The sequence below is a fragment of the Pseudomonas fluorescens genome (genome assembly GCF_000967965.1).
Lineage (GTDB): Bacteria > Pseudomonadota > Gammaproteobacteria > Pseudomonadales > Pseudomonadaceae > Aquipseudomonas > Aquipseudomonas grandcourensis.
Genome location: NZ_LACC01000027.1, coordinates 35,103 through 54,354, shown reverse-complemented (window position 1 = coordinate 54,354; position 19,252 = coordinate 35,103). Strand labels below are relative to the sequence as shown.

Below are 19,252 nucleotides of genomic sequence, written 5' to 3'. Positions count from 1 at the left end.
ATGACAGCTTTTTTGTAACCTTACCAACCGGGCGAAATTCACCTCAATTCACTTGTTCCAGCTCGCCCGCATGGTACCTGACGGCGAGTAAAACCAAGGGAACGTATGCTATCAGCAGGCCGAGAAGGCCATTTAAGGTCCCTACCCCAACACACAGAGCTATCGGAAGCAGCCAAAACAGGTTGATCATCAAGACACCAACCGTTACCGGTAGATGACGACCGACACTTCTAGAGGCGAACTGATAGGCATGACTGCGATGCGCCTCATAAACTTTATCGCCCCGCATTAAACGCCGCAACAAGGTGAATGTGGCATCGACAATGAATACGCCAAGTAGAATCAACCAGACCCACAATAGTTGTGGTGCGCTAGAGGATGCCTGAAGGGAAAAAATGCCCAGTATGATGCCCAGAAACCCACTACCCGCATCACCCATGAAAATTCGCGCAGGTGGAAAATTCCAGCAAAGAAACCCCAGTACCGCAGCGGCGAGCAGTAAAGGTGCCCAAACCAGAGCATCAAAACCGGTAACCCAATAAATCAGACAAGCACCGATACACGCGGTTACGGCCTCAACCCCGGCGATTCCATCAATTCCATCCATGAAGTTGTAAAGATTAAGCATCCAGACCAGATAGAAAGCGGCAACAACATGACCTAACCAACCGAGGTCGATCGTTAGGCCGAAAGCGTCGACCGGAGCCAGACCACCAAGCCAAAACAATGCCCAGATCGCGCCAGCGAAATGAGCCAATAGACGCCAGCGAGCCGCAATATGACCGTGATCGTCAAGAAATCCAATCACAGCAACCCAGGCTCCAGCACCAATCAATGCCATTGCATTTGACCAGGTTACAAGTCCTGTCGTAGCGAGTAACGGCATGACCAACAGAAAACAAACGACAATGGCAACCCCTCCACCGCGAGGTGTGGGGATCGAGTGAGAACTCCGGCCATTTGGCACATCAATGAGACTGTTCTTCAACGCGTAAATACGCAGTGCCCCGGTCAAACCGAGCGACAAAAGAATTACCGCAGGAAAGGCGAGCCAATAATACTCGGTTGAAAAATGTGCATTTATCATTATAGAAACACCACACACAAAAAAATGTTAGAGCGCTTTGAAACCCCGACCGGACTCTGTCAACGCTTGCTGAGGAGAGACGACAGGGACCCAACCCAAAGTTGATTGTGCTTTCGAAGAGTCAATTACCAAAGAACAACAAAGCTGTGTATAAATAGCGCGCCGTCTCAATACCGTACTCCCAGCCAACAAGAGAAACCGGGGAACTGCAATAAGCCGAGCTTTTCTATTCATACCACTGGCCAGAAACCTGACTATCTCAGCGGTGGACAGATCCACACCATCAGAAACAAGAAACAAGTTATTGGCAGCTTTTGGATGCGTCACACAGACACGGATAAAGTCAACCAGGTTTTCCAACGCAATCATGCTACGTCGGTTATTGATAGTTGCAAAAGGTAAAGGGAGCCCTAATGAAACTATTTTAAGCAATCGTTTAAAGTTGCCGGGGGCTTGCGCCGCATATACCAAAGGAGGTCTTATAATAACCAGTTCCATGGAAGACCTCCGATTTAACTCCTCGAGTTTCCGTTCAGCAGCCCATTTTGATTCAGCGTAATCCGCGTGAGGTGCCGCCGGAGAAGATTCGTCAAACGCACCTTCCGTTGACGATCCGTTCACACCTATGGAACTGATAAAAATGAACCTTTTGACATTAGACGAAATTGCCTGCTCTGCGAGACGAACCGTGCCATCGACATTCGCCTGTTTGAACCCCTGCAAAGCTACTTCTCTTGGCTCACCTAGATTGTGAGCCTTGCCAGCCAAGTGGACTACGACATCAACCCCCGTTAAGAGCTGGCTCCAATCTGCATCGGCGCTTAAGGGAGAGGAAATAACAAATTCATGGTCGGACACAGCGACTCGCGAGCAACAAACGAGTTGATGGCATTCAGACTGAAGAACGCTAACCAAACCTCGCCCGACAAACCCATTGGCGCCAGTAATTAAAACTTTCATACCTTGTTCGGTCCAATGAGATTAGCAACATGTCCATAGAACTTATCCAATGCGAGATGCTCAGCATAATTCTCGCGAAAAACAGCGAGCGAGCAGCCGTTTAGCGCTTCAAGATCAGAATTGCATATTGTTGCTATTACGTCGGCCAAAGCACGCGGATCAGACGGTTTGCACTGCCATCCGACTCCTTTTTCGCGAATAACTCGCGATATCTCGGCATTGTCATCCATTACTGCTAAAAGAGGTTTATCTGCAGCAAGAGAAAAATATGCTTTGCTGGGAACTCCCAGTCCAAGCATTCCTTTCTCCAAGGTAATTAACGCTACATCACAAGCAGCAAGCCCCTGATTTTTGTCCCTCAATGGAACAGTGCCCGCATAGGCAACATTTTTTGTAGGGTTACTTTTTACGAACTCCTTGACCTTGGCGACGAGCGCGCCATCTCCAATAAATATGAACGCAGCCCGATCATCTTCGACAAGAGAAATAGCGTCGAGAATATTCTCAATTCCCTGTACACGCCCAATATTGCCAAAAAACTGGAATACAACTTTTTCCTGCCACCCCAATTCATTTAAAAATGGCGCAGTGTGACGAGGTAAAGGAAAAACCTCTTTCTCATCTGCCCAGTTTGGCACGAATACGACCTTAGCCGTATTCGTGACCTTCAGGCTGACTAACTCCTGCATGTCGCGTCCGATAACAATCAGCAACTCTGCAGAATTATAAATACTGGAGAATAAACGGTTGATTATCGGATAGACACGACTGGTGGACTTCATTATGCCGGCAGGAACTAAGTTCTCCGGAAATACATCATGAACCAGAACCCCCCACTTAAAACGTTTGATCAGCTTCAAGAGGGGAATAACCATCAATAGTAATGCCGGATTAGTCCCAGTCAGCACAACATCATTTTTTTTTACATCCCGGAGAATATGCCAACAGAATCCGGCCACCTGATAAAACTGTCCGAAGAATCTGGAAATCAGCTTGTTTTTGTTAAATTTCAGCGCTGTGAATGCCACTTCTTTAACATCGTGACTCTCAAATAAGCATGAGGACTTACTTGCGCTTGGATAAATTACTGTTACCCGCCCAAGTTCTACCCCAATCTTACTAACGATTTTCGACCAAAAAAAACCGGTCGAATTTTGTTCTGCACCCACATACTCTGAAACAACAAAAACCTTCGCCATTAATACTTTTCGTCCTGATCAGTACTTTTTCCAAACGACACGCATAACATAGTCGCGGTAGCTGTGAATGATCCTGACCACTTTTTCCGAAACGTTCGGCATGCTGTAGTCTTCCACCAGGCGCAGACTGCGAACCTCACCTCGGCTTTGACCGTCCAGCACCTGCAAGGCCTGCATCACTCGCTCGGACTCAAGGCCAACCATCATCACAGCGGCTTCTTCCATACCCTCTGGACGCTCGTGCGCCTCACGGATATTCAACGCTGGGAAGTTGAGAATAGAGGACTCTTCATTGATCGTACCACTATCGGAAAGTACCGCTTTGGACTCAAGTTGCAGCTTGTTGTAGTCCTTGAAACCGAGCGGTTTTAGCAGACGAACATTCTCGTGAAACTTCACCCCCATGGCATCGACACGCTTCTGTGTCCGCGGGTGGGTGGAGACAATTACCGGATAGTCATAGTGCGCTGCGACTGTGTTGAGTACTTCAACAAGCTTTCCGAAGTTAGTATCAGAATCAATATTTTCTTCACGGTGTGCGCTTACTACAAAAAATTTGCCCTGCTCAAGCCCAAGCCGCTCCAGCACGTCCGAAGAATCGATACCTTCACGATAATAATTAAGCACCTCAAACATCGGGCTACCAGTTTTGATAACCCTGTCCGGTGGCAAGCCTTCACTTAGCAGATAGTCGCGCGCAATGGTGCTGTAAGTTAAATTGATATCAGCGGTGTGATCTACAATACGTCGGTTGATTTCTTCAGGCACACGCATGTCGAAGCAACGGTTACCAGCTTCCATATGGAAAGCCGGAATTTTACGACGTTTGGCGGGAATGACCGCCATGCAGCTATTCGTGTCGCCGAGGACGAGAAGAGCCTCAGGCTGAACCTCAGCCAGCACACGATCAACGGAAATAATGACGTTACCGATGGTCTCTGCGCCTGTTGCGCCAGCAGCGTTCAGAAAGTGGTCGGGTTTACGGATACCGAGATCCTGAAAGAAAATCTCGTTCAGTTCATAGTCATAATTCTGCCCCGTGTGCACTAAAACATGGTCACAGTCCCTGTCCAGGGCGGCCATGACGCGCGACAGACGAATGATTTCCGGGCGAGTACCCACTACGGTAACGATTTTCAATTTTTTCATTTTTAAACGTCACATTTTTAAGTGATAAAAACGATTAACAATTCTAATCTTCAACTGCCACTAAAGCTATCCATTAGCATGCATGAAGCCCAATGAGGGCCATCAATGGACGAGTGGACGCTGCGCCACTTGGCCTCAACACCCCGGGTAAGGCCGCCGCCGATCACACCTTACCTCCACCGCGTTCGATCTCGGCGGCCACATCCGGTCACTCCGTGGTGCCCAATTCGAAGAAAACGCCAACGAAAAAGCTAATACCAACAGACTTTCCGGTCTGTTTTTGAGCCTGTGACGGGGGTGACAAACTGTCAAAAAATCGGATTTACAAGACTACCACTTCAAGGGATCGCAAGCCCCACAAAAGCACAGCGCCGCCCACTCCTTATCTAAGGAATAAAGCGGCGCGCACGATAATTAAGCTTCAGTACCAACAGGAAAGGTAAACGTATCAGGTGCTTCACGATCAAAAATCTCGTTAGCCCAAAGCATAACGATCATTTCTTCACTGCCAGTATTGGTAATGTCGTGACTCCAGCCCGGAACTGTTTCGACAATTTCCGGCTTTTCTCCGGAAGTGAACAATTCGTAAAACTCACCCGAAACAATGTGACGGAAACGGAAACATGCCGTGCCTTTGATGACAAGGAACTTTTCGGTCTTTGAGTGGTGGTAATGCCCGCCGCGTGTTATCCCTGGATGCGCAGTAAAGTAAGAAAACTGCCCAGCCTCCTTGGTTTTAAGCATTTCCACAAAAACCCCGCGCGGATCGCCGTGTTTGGGAACTTCGTAAGTAAAACGCTCAGGCGGCAGATAACTCAAATAAGTGGAATAAAGCGCCCTTACAAGCCCCGTTCCGACCGACTCGGTAATCATCGTCTTGCGACTATCACGGAAAGCCGCCAATTGCTCGGAAAGCTCACCCACCGTAATATTGTATTGTGGCTCCACACTAACAAACGGCGAGCCTGAGTTTTTCCCTTCCATTACAGCAATGAAACATGCAACTACGTCATCTATATAAACCAGATTAATTCGCGCATGCGGATCATTGACATTGATTGGTAGACCGCGAGCGATATTATTACAAAAAGTCGCAACCGCTGAATTATAGTTAGGACGAGCCCACTTACCAAATACGTTAGGCAAACGAAACAAGTGCACTGCCGAACCATTTTCCGAGTTCAGATCAAGTAATACTTGTTCGGCGCCGAGTTTACTGCTGCCGTATGGGTTATCCAACTCCGCTTGACTCGATGACGTGTACAGCACTGGAACTTTCCGACCACTGAGTCGGATAGCATCACAGAGTGCACGAGTCAAATCGGTATTGCCGATATGAAACTCCTGCGGATTCAACGGACGATTGACACCGGCCAGATGGAAAATAAAGTCAACCCGCGCAACCAGACTCGGCAAGACGTCCAGGGAATCCTCGCGGGTAAAGCGCACCACTTCGATATCGGACTTCTCGCTCAGATGCGAAATAAGATTCTGGCCGACAAAACCATTGGCACCTGTAATCAGAACCTTCATTGCTTATTCCTCAGGTGTAGCGTGCTGACCACGCTGGATAGCGCGCATAAAGTTCAACTTGAGGAGCAGTTTCTGCATACCTTCTACATCAAGGCGCTCGGTATTATGCGAGTTGTAGTCTTCAGTGCGAGAGATTTTGGTCTCACCCTGCTCCACAAACTTGGAGTAATTCAGATCCCGCAGATCTGGTGGTACGCGGAAGTAGTCACCACGATCTTCAGCGCAGGACATTTCTTCACGACTAAGCAGCGCTTCAAAAAGCTTTTCACCATGACGGGTACCAATAACCTGAACGGGATGATCTGGCACATTAAGCATATTGATCAATGCTTTTGCCAAAACTTCCACAGTCGCTGCGGGAGCCTTCTGGACAAACATGTCACCATTTGTGCCATGCTCAAAAGCATACAAAACCAGATCGACCGCATCTGCCAAAGTCATCATGAATCGCGTCATGTTTGGATCAGTCAAGCTTAGCGGTATGCCCGAACGGATCTGATCAACAAACAAAGGAATAACGGAACCACGGGACGCCATCACGTTACCGTAACGGGTACCGCAGATAACCGTATTGTTATCGTTACGGGATTTGGCAACCATTACTTTTTCCATCATTGCTTTGGATATACCCATTGCATTGATTGGATAAACAGCTTTATCAGTACTCAGGCAGACTACGCGCTTAACGTTATTTTGTATCGCCGCTTCCAGTACGTTATCAGTACCAAGTACGTTTGTTTTCACAGCTTCCATTGGATGGAATTCACACGAAGGAACCTGCTTCAAGGCAGCGGCGTGAAAAATATAATCTACTCCACGAGTAGCATTGAGTACACTCTGGAAATCTCTGACGTCGCCAATATAGAACTTCAGCTTGGTGTTTGCGTATTTTTTACGCATGTCATCTTGTTTTTTCTCGTCTCGGCTGAACACACGAATTTCTTTGATATCAGTATCGAGAAACCGTTTCAGCACAGCATTACCAAACGAGCCGGTGCCACCGGTGATCAAAAGCGTTGAGTTACTGAAAGAAATAGCCATGAGAAGACCCCACTTATAGTGATGACATGATAATACTTCTTGCGTTCTCGACGCTCAAGTACTTTTCGTAATAGTGCCGACCATTGGCCCCTAGGGCCTTACAGAGTTCAGCGTCCTTAATCAACAAATCCAATTTGTTTTTTAGATTAGTTACATCCCCCGCCACTACGGCTAAACCAGCACATATTTTGTTTTCAAGGATATCTCCAAAATCCGTAACTGAATCCAAAGATGCAAGCACCGGAAGAGAAACTTTAAAATAATCTAATGATTTAGAGGGAAAGCTCGGCACAGTTAACTTCCCGGACAGAGAAATCAGACCCACATCGCAGGCTTGAACTACATACTGATACTCATCACGAGGTACGTAGTTGATAAACTTTACGTTCTTTAAACCACGAGTAAATACCGATTCCTCCAACCTTTCCTTCTCAGTCCCCTTACCAATGAAAAGGAAGGTCACATCATCACCAGTGTAAAGCTCAGCCAAATCGAGAATATTGTCCAATTCCTGGACAATAGACATTGCGCCACCATAAACAGCAATAAACCCTGTAGATGGCAAATCGTACTTCAACCTTATTTCAGACTTGTCTATCGGATCAACCTGCTTGATCTTCGCCCAAAGAGGTAAAATTTCCACACGCTGCTTATCCACCGCCGGAAAATTATCAAACAAGAACCTGGCATTACCGTCAGTCATACATCCGATGCGATCAAAGCTTTTGTACATTATTTCTTCAAGATAACGGAAAAAACCAAAAAACAGCTTATTTCTGATAGCACCGAGGTCTTTCAAATAATATGGAAAGAAATCCCAGAGCACCAGAAAAGACTGGGAGTCAAATTTTTTTCTAAAATAGCGAGACATCCCCAAAATGGTCACACAAGGCGTATTGGCAATTAACAGGTCGCACTTACTCACTTGCTTTCGCACTTCATGGCGAGCGAGGAAAGGAAACAAGAATATCTTCAGGGAAGTACCGATGACCCCTGTGTTATAAAATATAGCCGGAAGCTTGACCCTGATAACCTTAATACCATCAATCACCTTAGTGAATGACACAGGTTCATTCTTAAGCCACGAGAAAACAACCACAGAGACATTATGCCCGTCCTCATTCAATGAGTAAGCCAACTCATTAGTCAACCAAGCATCTTTTTTGTCATCCGCATATTTGGTAGTAAGCAGAACGATATCTTTACTTGATTTCATTATTTGGACCACAGCACGTCTAATTGGTTGAGCAAATCATTAGTTCGATCTTGCCCAGTCGAATTTTTATTATCATAAAAGAGCTGACTTTGATAGGGTATATAAACAATAGAAAGCGGACTTGATATAAATCTATAGAATGGCAAGTATGCAATTATCGCAATCACAAAGACAACAATAATACGACATGCGTATGTCACATACTGTAAAGCACCGAGTGTACACCCCACAAGGAAAATGGCGAAAAAAAACTGATACCGGGTAGATAGAGTTGGGAAGCCAAATATAATCAAAGGAATGAGCAGCGCCAACAAGGCCAACCGATAGGTTTGCAACCCCCACCTATCACCAAGAACCTCAACACTAGAAGACTCACGCCTTACCCAAGCCCCGTATATACATAAGAAAAACACTAGTGAAACAACTGCAAATGCAGCCCGATATGCAAAGCTTGCGTTAAAAACATCACGATCCAAATAAACCATGTATTTTGGATTGACGTAAACGATCAAAACCTCAACAACACCTCGAATGATATCAAAGGAAGATACATACAGCGCTACCGAAGCAGCAAAAATCAATGAAAATGTCCTTCGACTTAAAGGAAAAATATAGAGCAATGCAAGCAGCAAAACTCCGCCAACTACCGAATAGTGCAACGAGCAAGCCATCGCAAAGAAGACGAAGCCCGAGATTTTTTTATTTGAAAATAACTTATACACACCTATCAAAAATATACTAACTGCAAGGCCTTGCCTAAGCAGAGAAAACGCAGGTATCAAATAAAAATCTGGAACCGAGTACATTATCGCCATGACAACCAGGCAATACCTAGGAAAAAAGCGTCTCACTGCAAAAGCTATAAAAGCAATTTCCAATATACTTATTACCGCAGAAAACTGCTCGAACGCCAACCCCATACTTGCTGAAAGCTGGACAAGCCACTCATACCCAAATTCAAAATCAAGATAAAAGTCTTCCCCGTTTTGTACTGCTGTGTAATGCGCCTCATAGATTGGCCAATCATATCCGGTTTGAAACTTCAAACCTACGAACAAGGCAAGCAACGTCACCTGTAAAAAAAACAACCATGCCGACGGGTGATTATTTTTTTTCAATGAAAGAATGGCCAGCAACCAAACCACAACATATACAAAATTATATTGCGTCATACTTATTGTTCTGTTCTAAAGGCATTGAGTTATATCGAACCACCAAAAACCATATCAACACCATAGTCAGAGAAACAGCCCCCTGCAGTGGATACCCATAAGCCATATTATTGAAGCCATAAACCCGATAACACAAGATGCAGAAAAGGAGATACATTAGTGCACTAAGCATTTCATAGACGAGATAGAATCGAACATGCTGCTTAGCGATCATCACATAAAGAAACACCCAGCTCAGACACTTGAGAGCATCGCCAATCACATAAACTTTCATGATCCCAGCGGCGGCCGCAAAAGCATCACCATAAATTAACCAAATAGCGAAGCTCGCCAATACGTTTACCGAGACCACCATCACAACAACGAAACCGAGTGCCATTACCCCGATACGACATACAAAACTCGCCAAGGCCCTGCCTTCTTGTGAACTGTACTTAGGTAACAACAACGTAGAAAAGAGGACACTGCATATACCCATGTATATATCGGATAGACGGGTCACTGCATACCACGTGCCTGCCTCAGCCATTGACCCATTAGTAGATATATAGTCTCGCAGGACGATCTGCACGCCGTAGACTATAATTACCGACCCCAAGGCCATAAGCGAGTAAGACAACAATATCTTTATGACTTCAACATCCAGTCTAACCAGACTCAGTCTTGGAAGTCGAAATCTCGCCGGCAGAAGCAACACACACACACCCGCAATAGCAGGTGCCAGTGCTATTGAATAAACAGCTCCTGGCTTGCCAAAAATAATGGAAAAAGAACACGTCAATAAAGCTGTAAAAAATGCCGTTATGACGGAATACCACAAATACTCACTGTACTTTTGACCACCATTAAAGTAAGAAATAAATAAATTATTCAAACCTATAAAAAAAGCACCTAGAGGCAGAAGCAATAACACCTCCACCCACCCACCCTGCAAGAAAAAATCGGAAATAAGGGTGCTCGAAAAAAGCAAAACCAAAACAAAAGAAAAACTAAAAGCCAGTAGCAGCATCAATGACGATTGCAGGATTCGCTCTTTTGGATATTTATCTTCAGCTATCAGTTTCACCACACCGGAAGTTGTTACCGAGGATGCACCAGCACTTAAAATCTGAAGAAAGGCTTGTATTTGCCCAACTACGGCCATACCGCTCGGCCCAACATAAAACGCCACTACTTTCAGAGATGCGACAGCGAACACTAGTTTAAAAACTGCCTGACAACCAATGTTGATAATTGGCCTAATCATTCTTTTCCGCATCCCTATCCAACAACCATAACCAGCCCGCCTACCATATACCAACAACAAACACAACAACTTTTAACAGAATTATAAAGTGTATACACTTTTCCGCCATCCGGCAAAAGTCTTCTATTTGCCCCGCCCGCCATTATCTCCTAGATGACACAATAGCGTTACCAGATTTTGATAGGTAGACACATTTCTACGTATCGGCATGCGCTTTATGGCTTGATACAGCCATCGAACCGTGAACGCTTGCCGCACCACTAGCATCATCCACCGCCCCCCCTCCGACCAAGCAAAAAAGGGAGGGATTTTCACGCATCTGAAACCGATTATTCAGCGTGGCGAGCGCTATCTTCCCGAACGCTACACAAGCATCCAAACGAACGCCCCAGACGCCCGTGCACCCAATACGGTAATTTACCCACCTCAGGGATGTGAGGAGGGAATCAGAATTTTGGCGCGCAACAAAGGTGCGACATACCCGAACAGCGCCAAAACCAACCCCAGGAAGAGCCCGAAGCACGCCCCCTGTATCAGAATTGATAATTTATTCGGCTTGATCGGACTATCAGGATCATCAACCGCTCCGTCCTGCCGATATACCGAAACACCGGAGGAATCGACGGTCAAATTTTTAAGAAATGAGTACTTAACTTGCAAAACTCGCAGATTCTGAATGAACGGATCGTCAGACTCACGGTTTTCCAAACCTTCAATTTCGGCCTGGAGCGCATCACTTCCACGCATATATAAAGCTTGACTATCCACACCCAGAGATAACTCCCCGGGAGTTTTCCCACTGATAATGACCGGCTTGTTCAAACCAATGGCTCTGGCAATCACCAAAGCCTCACTTAGAACCTTTATTTTATCCTCTCGCTCTCGCCGAGTACTTTCGCGGAGACCATTAATCTGTTGCTCCAAGTTACGCGCTCTAACCTGAGCTTCTCTAACCACGTTTTTGATCAATTCGCTTTTTGCTGTAACACCGGCATTTTTTACATAAGTGCGCACCCATTCACCGGCTTCCGAAGGATTGCCGCTCTGCACAGTAACAGAATAACGGTCAGGGCTTTCCTTTCCCTCCGAAGAGATGACCAACTGCTTTGAGAATTTTTGATATAGACGGTCACGCGAACCCTGGCGTGCATTTTCAGTCAATGACGGCAGATAAACCTCCTCGAAAAAAGATCGCCGTAAGGATTCACTAAAGAGATTACGAACGAATACATCGTAAACATCTTTAACAGAGAAGAGTGGCAAGTCGGAATTCAATGTTCGACCATAGTTAAAATCTGCAATATTGCTTTGAGCAGGAGGCAATACGTATATTCTGGCCTCGTACAATGGCTCAGCTGCAAAGGCGTATACCGCCGAGACAATAGTCACAAGTACGGTTACACTGACAACTATCCACTTCCGCACCCAAAGCGCTTTGATCAAGACAAGAATATCTATCTCATCACTGCTTATTGGGGTGTTCGAGACCTGGAGCATGACGACCAACATCCTTAAACATTAGAAAAGTCTTACCTACGAAATAATACAGCCCGCCAATTTTTGAACCGACTAAAATACTACAGCCTTTTTCATCTCAACTTGAAGCGAATAGACTTCTAACCTCGGCTTTTTCTAAGGCTAGCATACCAACTGAATAACGGTCCCACCGCCAAACCAATTAGCAACGACAGCAACATATACAGCGACACTGGAAGCTTAGGCATCAACCAACCTAGAAATTGCACACTAACTAATTCTTGGTTTTCCAGTACGAACGCCACTATCAATACAACCATCAAGATCATCAGGATCAACCCGACGTAACGAATTGGAGCAGCGCTACGAGCCCTTCCACTCACTGTTGTTCCTCCTCGTCTTCATTCACCCGATCCCTCAACTCCTTACCAGGCTTGAAGTGTGGAACGAATTTGCCATCGAGGCTAACGGACTGACCGGTTTTTGGGTTGCGGCCTACTCGCGGCGCGCGATAGTGCAGAGAGAAGCTGCCAAACCCCCGGATCTCGATACGATCTCCGGTAGCCAGACATTGGGACATTTGCTCAAGCATGGTCTTGATGGCCAGCTCCACATCCTTGGATGAGAGCAGCCCTTGATGGGTGACAATTCGTTCGATCAACTCCGACTTCGTCATATTTTTCCCTTCTTTTTCAAGCAGCTAGGTCAGCGCTTCAAAGGTTTTAGCACGCCTGCACGATTTTGAACAGTCTGAGTTTTACCATCTATCCCAGCGCCTCAAAATGCTTGATTCCTGGAACGGGTAGACTCTGGGCGATCACCCTGTTATCGGCAAATCACCAACATAGTGCGCGTCAGGAAACCTGCCGGGTTGAACCCAAACAGCCCCTCCTCCTCTTCCTTGAGATCATCAGACCTTGCAACAACCTGGTAGCCCGCCCCCTTGCATTCCTTGGTCGCGCGCTTGTAACACATGTCCCATTTCGAACCGAGCCCCGAACAATCGACCTCAATGCCGCCAACCCCACGCACTACGTGAGTTTTGGCGTTAGTGGTACAACCCGCTAGCACCAGCACTACTACTGCGACAATGAGCTTGTTCATTCACGTCCTTTTGCCAGAAAGCCTACCAGGCGATCATCAGTCTCAGACTAAAGACTAGCTGCAAATAACCGTTTGATCTGACTAAACAATCAGACATTTTTTGGGCATTTTTGGTTCACGGTCCGAGCAAATCAAGCTGGCCAAAATTCATTCACTAAATTACAGGCACAAAAAAGGGCGACCGAAGTCGCCCTTTTTTACAGAAAATCAGAACTTAGTTCTGCTTTTCCATTTGTGCACGCAGCAGGTCACCCAGGGTGGTGGCCACAGGAGCATCAGTAGCTACTGGCTTGTCGCGCAGGCTCTGGATTGCTTCTTTCTCGTCTTCAACGTCTTTCGACTTGATCGAGAGCTGAATTACACGGCTCTTGCGGTCAACGCTGATGATCTTGGCTTCTACTTCTTCGCCTTCTTTCAGAACGTTGCGCGCGTCTTCAACGCGGTCACGGCTGATTTCGGAGGCTTTCAGAGTCGCTTCGATATCGTCGGCCAGAGTGATGATGGCGCCTTTAGCGTCAACTTCCTTCACGATGCCTTTAACGATGGCGCCTTTGTCGTTCTCTTGAACGTACTCGGAGAACGGATCGCTTTCCAGTTGCTTGATACCCAGGGAGATGCGCTCGCGCTCTGGGTCAACCGACAGGATAACGGTGTCCAGCTCGTCGCCCTTCTTGAAGCGGCGAACGGCTTCTTCGCCCACTTCGTTCCAGGAGATGTCGGACAGGTGAACCAGACCGTCGATACCGCCGTCCAGACCAATGAAGATACCGAAATCGGTGATCGACTTGATGGTGCCGGAGATTTTATCGCCCTTGTTGAACTGGCCAGAGAAATCTTCCCATGGGTTAGATTTGCACTGCTTGATGCCCAGGGAGATACGACGACGCTCTTCGTCGATGTCCAGAACCATAACTTCCACTTCGTCGCCGACTTGTACGACTTTCGAAGGGTGGATGTTCTTGTTGGTCCAGTCCATTTCGGAAACGTGTACCAGACCTTCAACGCCTTCTTCCAGCTCAGCGAAGCAGCCGTAGTCGGTCAGGTTGGTTACACGCGCGGTAACGCGAGTGCTTTCTGGGTAACGAGCCTTGATAGCAACCCATGGATCTTCGCCCAGCTGCTTCAGGCCCAGGGAAACACGATTGCGCTCGCGATCGTACTTCAGAACCTTGACATCGATCTCGTCGCCAACGTTGACGATTTCGGAAGGATGCTTGATACGCTTCCAAGCCATGTCGGTAATGTGCAGCAGGCCATCGACGCCACCCAGATCGACGAATGCGCCGTAATCGGTGAGGTTCTTGACGATACCTTTGACTTGTTGGCCTTCCTGCAGGGATTCCAGCAGAGCTTCGCGCTCGGCGGAGTTCTCGGCTTCCAGGACGCTGCGACGGGAAACGACAACGTTGTTGCGCTTCTGGTCCAGCTTGATGACCTTGAATTCCAGCTCTTTGCCTTCCAGGTGCGTGGTGTCGCGCACTGGACGGACGTCAACCAGAGAACCTGGCAGGAACGCACGGATGCCGTTAACGTCGACAGTGAAGCCGCCTTTAACCTTACCGTTGATAACGCCCTTGACCACTTCTTCGGCTGCGAAGGCTGCTTCCAGAACAATCCAGCATTCAGCGCGCTTGGCTTTTTCACGGGACAGCTTGGTTTCACCAAAGCCGTCTTCAACCGAGTCCAGAGCAACGTGAACTTCGTCACCGACGTTGATGTTCAGTTCGCCAGCGTCGTTGTAGAACTGCTCAAGCGGGATGAGTGCTTCAGACTTCAGGCCAGCGTGAACGGTTACCCAGCGAGCCTGGTAATCGATATCAACGATAACACCGGTGATGATGGAGCCTGCCTGAAGGTTCAGGGTTTTTAGGCTTTCTTCAAAGAGTTCCGCAAAGCTTTCGCTCATTTTAATTCCTGTTGATGAGGGCGAAGAATACGCCCATCTCCACACCCCAGACGGTGTGGGTTAGTTTCATTTAAAAGAAGCCACCGCAGGACTATGACTGGTCCCCTGCGGCCTTCTTGGTCACCCGGCGATATCGCGAATGGCGATCTCGCTCATGATGCGTTCCAGCACCTGGTCGATGGATAATTCCGTGGAATCCAGCTGTATGGCGTCAGCCGCCGGTTTGAGCGGGGCTACCGCTCGCTGGGTGTCACGCTCATCGCGCGCACGTATCTCATCTAGCAGACTCGACAGACTAACACCCTCGACCTTGCCCTTCAACTGCAAATATCGACGGCGCGCCCGTTCCTCGGCACTGGCGGTCAGAAAAATCTTCAGCGGCGCGTCAGGAAAAACCACTGTGCCCATGTCGCGACCATCCGCCACAAGGCCCGGCGCCTCCTGAAAGGCTCGCTGGCGCTGCAGCAGCGCCTCGCGTACAGCGGGCAGCGCAGCCACCTGGGAAGCGCCGGAACCGACGCTTTCGGTGCGAATGACATCGCTGACTTCATCACCTTCCAGAATGATGCGTTGCAACTGACCGTCCGTCGCCGCGATGAACTGCACATCCAGATGAGCGGCGAGTTTCTTCAGCAGCTCTTCATTGGTCAGGTCGACACCGTGGTTATGCGCGGCGAAGGCCAGCAATCGGTACAACGCACCGGAATCCAGCAGGTTCCAGCCCAGGCGCTTGGCCAGAATCCCGGCTACCGTACCCTTGCCCGAACCACTTGGCCCATCAATAGTGATGACCGGTGCAATGTTGATCACGACTGTGCCTCTTGTGCCACGCGAATACCGACCTGTGCGCACAGCGCCAGGAAATTCGGGAACGACGTCGCGACGTTGGCGCAATCATGAATGCGGATCGGCGCACTGGCGCGCAGCGAAGCAACGCTGAACGCCATGGCAATACGGTGATCACCATGACCGTGCACTTCACCGCCGCCGATCTGGCCGCCGTCGATGATGATGCCATCCGGGGTTGGCTCGCACTTGACGCCCAGCGCCAGCAAACCATCCGCCATGACCTGGATGCGATCCGACTCCTTGACCCGCAGCTCTTCGGCGCCACGCAACACGGTGCGCCCTTCGGCACAGGCCGCGGCGACGAACAACACCGGGAACTCGTCGATCGCCAGCGGGACCAGCGCCTCGGGAATCTCGATACCTTTGAGTTTAGCTGCACGTACGCGCAAGTCAGCCACCGGTTCGCCACCCACTTCACGCTGGTTTTCCAGAGTGATGTCGGCGCCCATCAGGCGCAGGATGTCGATCACACCGGTACGGGTCGGGTTGATGCCGACGTGCTCCAGCACCAGCTCCGAACCTTCGGCGATCGATGCCGCCACCAGAAAGAACGCCGAAGACGAAATATCGCCCGGTACCTCGATGTGGGTCGCGGTCAGTTTATTGCCGGACTCGACCGATGCGGTCGCACCATTGACCGTTACCGGGTAGCCGAAGCCACGGAGCATGCGCTCGGTATGGTCGCGGGTCGGAGCAGGCTCGGTAACCGTGGTCCTGCCTTCGGCATAGAGGCCGGCAAGCAGCAGGCAGGACTTAACCTGGGCACTGGCCATCGGCATGGTGTAGGTCAGGCCCTTGAGCTTGTTGCCACCACGAATGGTCATCGGAGGGCGACCTTCAGCGGCGGTTTCGATTACCGCGCCCATTTCACGCAGCGGGTTGGCCACGCGATTCATCGGGCGTTTGGACAGCGAAGCGTCGCCGGTCAGGGTGCTGTCGAAGTTCTGCGCAGCCAGCAGGCCGGACAGCAGACGCATCGAAGTACCGGAGTTGCCCAGGTAGATCGGGCCCGGTGCCGGCTTCAGGCCATGCAGGCCGACGCCGTGAATGGTCACGCGACCGTGGTGCGGACCTTCGATGACCACGCCCATGTCACGGAACGCCTGCAAGGTCGCCAGGGCATCTTCGCCCTCCAGGAAACCTTCGACTTCGGTGACACCTTCGGCCAGGGAGCCAAGCATGATCGAACGGTGGGAAATCGATTTGTCACCCGGTACGCGAATCCGACCGGACAGGCGGCCACCAGGTTGAGCCAGGAAAATCAGATCGTTGGAATTCATAGCGTCCACATAGGCCCTGCGGGCCAGGATTTTACTGAAATGCTCGCGGGCAACCCGGGCGCGAGTGAAAACGCCCAACAATTGGTGCCCATCCCCTGCATCGACCGCGTCGCGCAATGCGTCGAGATCGCTGCGAAATGTATCGAGTGTGCGCAGGACAGCTTCGCGGTTGGCGAGGAAGATGTCGTGCCACATGACCGGGTCGCTTCCGGCGATTCTTGTGAAATCGCGGAAACCGCCCGCAGCGTAACGGAAGATCTCAAGATTTTCATTGCGCTTGGCCAACGAATCGACCAGGCCGAACGCCAGCAAGTGCGGCAGATGGCTGGTCGCGGCCAGCACTTCGTCGTGACGCTCGACCTGCATGTGCTCGACATCGGCACCCAACTCGCGCCACAAGCGGTCGACTACCGCCAAGGCTGCCGGATCGGTCTGATCCAGCGGCGTCAGGATCACTTTGTGGCGACGGAACAGCTCGGCATTGGAGGCTTCCACCCCGCTCTGCTCTGAACCGGCAATCGGGTGCCCCGGCACGAAGCATGACGGCATCTTGCCAAATGCTTCGGTGGCCGCACGCACCACATTGCCCTTGGCACTGCCGACATCGGTCAGGATCGCCTGCCCCAGATCCATGCCCGCCAGACGCGCGAGCACTTTTTCCATGGCCAGGATCGGCACCGCCAGCTGGATGACGTCGGCGCCCTGACAAGCAACGCCCAGGTCCTCCTCGCAGCGATCCACCACACCCAACTCAACCGCGAGTTTGCACGATTGTGGATCGAGATCGACTCCGACCACTTCGCGGCACAGACCGCTTTCACGCAAACCCTTGGCAAACGAACCGCCGATCAAACCGAGACCGACCACCACCAGGCGACCGATCATAGGCTCAGCAGATTGCAGCGCAGTGACATCAACCACGAGCCAGAACCTTGGTCAGCGCTTCCAGGAAGCGGCTGTTCTCTGCCGGCAGGCCAATGGTGATGCGCAGGTGGTTCGGCATACCGTAGTTGGCCACCGGACGCACGATCACGCCTTCACGAAGCAAGCCCTGGAACACCGGGGCCGCGACTTGACCGAGATCGACGCAAATGAAATTGCCCTTGGACGGGATCCAGCTCAGCCCCAGCTCACGGAAACCGGTTTCCAGTTGCTGCATGCCGGACTCGTTCAACTGACGGCTTTGCGCCAGATACTCTTCGTCCTTCAACGCCGCACAGGCCGCAGCCAAGGCCAGGCTGTTGACGTTGAACGGCTGGCGTACACGGTTCAGCACGTCTGCGACCACCGCCGTGGACAAGCCATAACCCACGCGCAGCGCCGCCAGGCCATAGGCCTTGGAGAAGGTGCGGGAAACCAGCAGGTTCGGATAAGCCGCCAGGAAGTCCAGGCCATCCGGCAGATCGCTGCCTTCGGCGTATTCGATGTAAGCCTCGTCCAGTACGACCAGCACATGCTCCGGCACATCCTGCAGGAATTCATCCAGCGCCTCGGCGTCGAACCAGGTCCCGGTCGGGTTGTTCGGGTTGGCGATGAACACCACGCGGGTGTTGGCATCGATCGCCGCCAGCATGGCAGGCAGGTCATGCCCCCAATCCTTGGCCGGAACCACCTTGGCCAGCGCGCCGACAGCCTGGGTGGCAATCGGGTAGACCGCGAACGCATGCTCGCTGAACACGGCATTCAGGCCCGGCGCCAGGTAGGCACGCGCAACCAGCTCCAGGATATCGTTGGAACCGTTGCCCAGCGTAACCTGGTTGAGTTCGACGCGGCACTGCTCGGCCAACAGGCTCTTGAGGGCAAAACCGTTGCCGTCCGGATAACGGGTCAGCTCGGCCAGCGCATCGCGGATCGCCGCCAGCGCCTTGGGGCCGGCGCCCAGCGGGTTTTCGTTGCTCGCCAACTTGATGATGCTGGCTGGATCGAGGTCCAGCTCACGTGCCAGTTCGTCCACGGGCTTGCCCGGAACGTAAGGCGAAAGTTGTTGCACGCCCGGCTGTGCCAGAGCGAGGAAATTGCCACTCATTTGCTACC

Annotated in this window: 17 protein-coding genes; all 17 read right to left on the bottom strand. The window is 50.2% G+C overall.

Annotation, left to right across the window (positions count from 1 at the left end; genetic code table 11):
• Positions 1-43: 43 nt before the first annotated feature.
• Complete coding sequence (locus tag VC35_RS22235) at positions 44-1,087, bottom strand: MraY family glycosyltransferase (protein WP_046042616.1); 1,044 nt, start codon at positions 1,085-1,087, stop codon at positions 44-46.
• 27 nt (positions 1,088-1,114) lie between these two features.
• Positions 1,115-2,047, bottom strand: a complete 933-nt coding sequence (locus tag VC35_RS29140; RefSeq protein ID WP_080925369.1) for an NAD-dependent epimerase/dehydratase family protein — start codon at positions 2,045-2,047, stop codon at positions 1,115-1,117.
• Entirely contained in the window at positions 2,044-3,246 is a 1,203-nt protein-coding gene (locus tag VC35_RS22230; RefSeq protein ID WP_046042614.1) for a glycosyltransferase family 4 protein, read from the bottom strand. Before VC35_RS22230 ends, VC35_RS29140 begins: the two co-directional genes overlap by 4 nt.
• A gap of 18 nt (positions 3,247-3,264) precedes the next feature.
• Positions 3,265-4,395: a non-hydrolyzing UDP-N-acetylglucosamine 2-epimerase gene (gene wecB / locus VC35_RS22225; RefSeq protein ID WP_046042613.1), complete on the bottom strand. Its 1,131-nt coding sequence runs from the start codon at positions 4,393-4,395 to the stop codon at positions 3,265-3,267.
• A gap of 414 nt (positions 4,396-4,809) precedes the next feature.
• Positions 4,810-5,928, bottom strand: a complete 1,119-nt coding sequence (gene wbjC, locus VC35_RS22220) for a UDP-2-acetamido-2,6-beta-L-arabino-hexul-4-ose reductase (protein WP_046042612.1) — start codon at positions 5,926-5,928, stop codon at positions 4,810-4,812.
• A gap of 3 nt (positions 5,929-5,931) precedes the next feature.
• A complete protein-coding gene (locus VC35_RS22215; RefSeq protein WP_046042611.1) occupies positions 5,932-6,969 on the bottom strand; it encodes a polysaccharide biosynthesis protein in 1,038 nt (345 codons plus the stop codon).
• A gap of 13 nt (positions 6,970-6,982) precedes the next feature.
• Positions 6,983-8,185: a glycosyltransferase family 4 protein gene (locus VC35_RS22210; protein ID WP_185754834.1), complete on the bottom strand. Its 1,203-nt coding sequence runs from the start codon at positions 8,183-8,185 to the stop codon at positions 6,983-6,985.
• Positions 8,185-9,357, bottom strand: a complete 1,173-nt coding sequence (locus VC35_RS22205) for an EpsG family protein (protein ID WP_046042610.1) — start codon at positions 9,355-9,357, stop codon at positions 8,185-8,187. Before VC35_RS22205 ends, VC35_RS22210 begins: the two co-directional genes overlap by 1 nt.
• Complete coding sequence (locus tag VC35_RS22200; RefSeq protein ID WP_185754833.1) at positions 9,344-10,603, bottom strand: oligosaccharide flippase family protein; 1,260 nt, start codon at positions 10,601-10,603, stop codon at positions 9,344-9,346. The genes VC35_RS22205 and VC35_RS22200 overlap by 14 nt, the downstream gene beginning before the upstream one ends.
• A gap of 426 nt (positions 10,604-11,029) precedes the next feature.
• A complete protein-coding gene (locus VC35_RS22195; protein WP_046042608.1) occupies positions 11,030-12,100 on the bottom strand; it encodes an LPS O-antigen chain length determinant protein WzzB in 1,071 nt (356 codons plus the stop codon).
• Positions 12,101-12,219: 119 nt separating this feature from the next.
• Entirely contained in the window at positions 12,220-12,399 is a 180-nt protein-coding gene (locus VC35_RS29135) for a LapA family protein (protein ID WP_259674444.1), read from the bottom strand.
• Positions 12,400-12,458: 59 nt separating this feature from the next.
• Entirely contained in the window at positions 12,459-12,755 is a 297-nt protein-coding gene (gene ihfB / locus VC35_RS22190; RefSeq protein WP_046042607.1) for an integration host factor subunit beta, read from the bottom strand.
• Between the two features lie 149 nt (positions 12,756-12,904).
• Positions 12,905-13,183, bottom strand: coding sequence for a hypothetical protein (locus VC35_RS22185; protein WP_046042605.1), 279 nt, complete (start codon positions 13,181-13,183; stop codon positions 12,905-12,907).
• Between the two features lie 214 nt (positions 13,184-13,397).
• Positions 13,398-15,089 carry a 30S ribosomal protein S1 gene (gene rpsA / locus VC35_RS22180; RefSeq protein WP_007973639.1) on the bottom strand — a complete coding sequence of 564 codons (1,692 nt, stop codon included), beginning with the start codon at positions 15,087-15,089 and terminating at the stop codon, positions 13,398-13,400.
• A 120-nt stretch (positions 15,090-15,209) separates the two neighbouring features.
• Positions 15,210-15,899, bottom strand: coding sequence for a (d)CMP kinase (cmk, locus tag VC35_RS22175; RefSeq protein ID WP_007985391.1), 690 nt, complete (start codon positions 15,897-15,899; stop codon positions 15,210-15,212).
• The gene (locus VC35_RS22170; protein ID WP_046042604.1) at positions 15,896-18,103 is read right to left on the bottom strand and encodes a bifunctional prephenate dehydrogenase/3-phosphoshikimate 1-carboxyvinyltransferase; all 2,208 of its coding nucleotides are present in this window, start codon (positions 18,101-18,103) and stop codon (positions 15,896-15,898) included. Before VC35_RS22170 ends, cmk begins: the two co-directional genes overlap by 4 nt.
• A gap of 28 nt (positions 18,104-18,131) precedes the next feature.
• On the bottom strand, positions 18,132-19,244 hold the full coding sequence (gene hisC, locus VC35_RS22165) for a histidinol-phosphate transaminase (protein ID WP_046042603.1): 1,113 nt from the start codon (positions 19,242-19,244) through the stop codon (positions 18,132-18,134).
• Positions 19,245-19,252 lie beyond the last annotated feature (8 nt).